Genomic DNA, 2,898 nt, shown 5'->3' with positions numbered 1-2,898 from the left:
CCCCCGGTCAGGGGATGGACGCCAATTGGTTTGCACGGACATAAAAAATGGTATATACCAATTAGGTGCAGTCAATGGATGGAGATGGTTCCGCCGCCGTCCTGCTTGACGTGCCGGTACAGCAGCCCGGACACCCCGCGCACCACCGTCTCCCGATGGGCCACCTGCGGGCGGCCCATGGCGACGGTCAGCCCGTGGTCGCGCCGGAGCTTCTCCACCGCGACCTCCAGGTGCAGCTCGCCCATCCCGGACAGCAGCGTCTGCCCGGTCTCGGCGTCCGTACGGACTGTCAGCGACGGATCCTCCTCGGCCAACCGCGCCAGCGCCGACGCCAGCCGATCGGCGTCGGTGCTCGTGCGAGCGTCCACCGCCACGGACACCACCGGGTCCGCGGCGCCCGGCGGTTCGAGCACCAGCGGCGCCTCGGGCGCGCACAGAGTGGTCCCAGGCCGGGCCGACTTCAGCCCGGCCACCGCGACGATGTCACCGGCCACCGCCTGGTCCACCTCCGTGTGCCGGTCGGCCTGCACGCGCAGGATGCGGCTGACGCGCTCGGTACGGCCCGCGCCGGTGTCCAGCACCGTGTCCCCCTTCCGCATCGTTCCCGAGTACACCCGCAGGTACGTCAGCCGCCCGGTGGCGGTCGAGCTCACCTTGAACGCCAGCGCGGCCAGCGGCGCCTCCGGATCCGCGGCCCGTTCGGCGCCGTCCTCGCCGCGTACCGAGGGCACGTCCAGTGGCGACGGCAGGTACGCCACCACGGCGTCGAGCAGCGGCTCGATCCCGCGGTTGCGGTAGGCGGACCCGCACAGCACCACCAGGCCCGCACCGCTCCGCGTCAGGTCCCGCAGCGCGGCGGCCAGCGTACGGTCGGAGATCGACGGCTGCGAGCAGAACTCCTCCAGCGCCTCCGCGTGCAGCTCGGACACCGCCTCCTCGAGCAGCGTGCGCCGCCGCCGCGCCTCGTCCAGCAGGTCCTCAGGCACCGGGCCCTCCTGGCAGACGTCGCCCGCCCAGACCAGCGCGCGCATCCGGACCAGATCGACGACTCCGGCGAACCGGTCCTCCTGCCCGATCGGCAGCTGGACCACCAGCGGGGCCTTGTGCAGCCGCCGGCGGATCGACTCGACCGCCGCGTCCAGGTCGGCGCCGGCCCGGTCCAGCTTGTTGACGAACGCGATGCGCGGCACGCCGTACCGGTCGGCCCGCCGCCACACGGACTCGCTCTGCGGTTCGACGCCCGCGACGGCGTCGAACACCGCGATCGCGCCGTCGAGCACCCGCAGCGAGCGCTCCACCTCGTCGGAGAAGTCGACGTGGCCGGGGGTGTCGATCAGGTTGACGCGGTGCCCGTCCCAGGCGCAGCTCACCGCGGCGGCGAAGATCGTGATGCCGCGGTCGCGCTCCTGGGAGTCGAAGTCGGTGACGGTCGTGCCGTCGTGTACCTCGCCGCGCTTGTACGTGGCGCCGGCGAGGTACAGCATCCGCTCGGTGACGGTGGTCTTGCCGGCGTCGATGTGGGCGAGGATGCCGAGGTTGCGTACGACGGCCAGCGGGTTGGATTGTTTCGAGAGGTGAGCACGCACAGCCCATGACCCTTTCGGGACGTTCCGGAAGAGGGGACAGCGCGATTTCCCAGACGAGACAGCCCGGGACGGCGGGTCAGATGTTCGTCAGGGCATCGTCCAGTGGCGGCCGCGCAGCCGGCACCGGGGCGACGGAGACACCAGGATCACCTCGTGGCGCGACGGGGGGACGACGGCAGCGGTGCTGTTGCGCACGGCCGTTCTCCTCTCCCTCGTCGATGATCAGTGGCGAGTGTAGTGAAGGGGACGCGGGCGAAGAAAGCGATTTATTTCGGCTGTATGCGAGGTTCACCACGAGGTCGCCTGGCTGCCCCCGATGAGAGACTCAGCCGTCATTTCGGCATGTCGACATAGGCGCGAGAGCCTTTCAGGGAAGGACGCGCGCCCATGACGATCACTCTGGACACCGGGCGGTACTCGGTCGGCATGGCCACCAGCGCCGCCGACGTGCAAGCCGCGCAGCGACTCCGGCACGAGGTCTTCGCCGAGGAGATGGGGGCGCGGCTCGACAGCCCGGTCTCCGGCCTCGACGTGGACCGGTTCGACGCCTACTGCGACCACCTCCTCGTACGCGACGGCCGCGAAGTCGTCGGCACCTACCGGCTGCTACCCCCGGGTCGTGCCGACCGGCTCTACTCCGACGCCGAGTTCGACCTGGCCAACCTCGCCCCGCTCAGGAAGGGCCTGGTCGAGGCGGGCCGCACCTGCGTGCACCCCGATCACCGGGGCGGCGCGGTGGTCGCGCTGATGTGGGCGGGCATCGCCCGGTACATGGTCTCCGGCGGTCACCAGTGGCTGGCGGGCTGCTGCTCGGTGCCGCTCGACGACGGGGGCGCGATGGCCGCCGCCGTGATGGAGCGGGTGCCGCTGGGGCCGGAGGAGTACCGGGTCGCCCCCAGCACGCCGTGGCGTCCCCGGAACGAGGCCCATTCCGACCGGTTCGTGCCGCCTGCCCTTCTGCGCGGTTACCTGCGGCTGGGGGCATGGGTGTGCGGGACCCCCGCGCACGACCAGGACTTCGGGACCGCGGACTTCTTCGTCCTGCTGTCGATGGCCAACGTGAACACCCGCTACCTGAGGTACTTCCTCGGAGAGTCGCTGTGAGCGCTGTCGCGCCCGAGGCGCCGATCTCACCCGACGCGCCGACCTCATCCAAGGCGCCGATCTCGCCTCAGGCGCCCGCCCCGCCCGAGGCGCCGGATCCGTGGCGCCCGTCCGGCCCTTGCACCACAGCCGCGTGCGTGGAGGCAGCGGCCGCCGTCGCCGGGCCCGTCCAGCTCGCGGCCCGGCTGGTCGCGGCGTTCCTGGTGCT

The 2,898-nt window shown here is 71.5% G+C and carries 3 protein-coding genes; 2 read left to right on the top strand and 1 reads right to left on the bottom strand.

Annotated features, from left to right (window positions below):
- Nucleotides 1–71: 71 nt before the first annotated feature.
- Entirely contained in the window at nt 72–1,586 is a 1,515-nt protein-coding gene (locus AB0J09_RS61220; RefSeq protein ID WP_360713223.1) for an elongation factor G, read from the bottom strand.
- Nucleotides 1,587–1,973: 387 nt separating this feature from the next.
- Between AB0J09_RS61220 and AB0J09_RS61215 the strand changes: the two genes are divergently transcribed.
- Nucleotides 1,974–2,690: a GNAT family N-acyltransferase gene (locus AB0J09_RS61215; RefSeq protein ID WP_360713221.1), complete on the top strand. Its 717-nt coding sequence runs from the start codon at nt 1,974–1,976 to the stop codon at nt 2,688–2,690.
- The coding region (locus AB0J09_RS61210) for a hypothetical protein (protein ID WP_360713220.1) at nt 2,687–2,898 on the top strand (212 nt) is incomplete at its 3' end. The genes AB0J09_RS61215 and AB0J09_RS61210, both read left to right, overlap by 4 nt.

This window comes from Nonomuraea sp. NPDC049784 (assembly GCF_040659615.1).
Taxonomy (GTDB): Bacteria; Actinomycetota; Actinomycetes; order Streptosporangiales; family Streptosporangiaceae; genus Nonomuraea.
This window is presented reverse-complemented; position numbering and strand designations above follow the sequence as displayed.

What these genes read in the sequence shown, in the direction of transcription:
- AB0J09_RS61215 (WP_360713221.1), top strand. Translation starts at nt 1,974, where the DNA reads ATGACGATCACTCTGGACACCGGGCGGTACTCGGTCGGCATGGCCACC.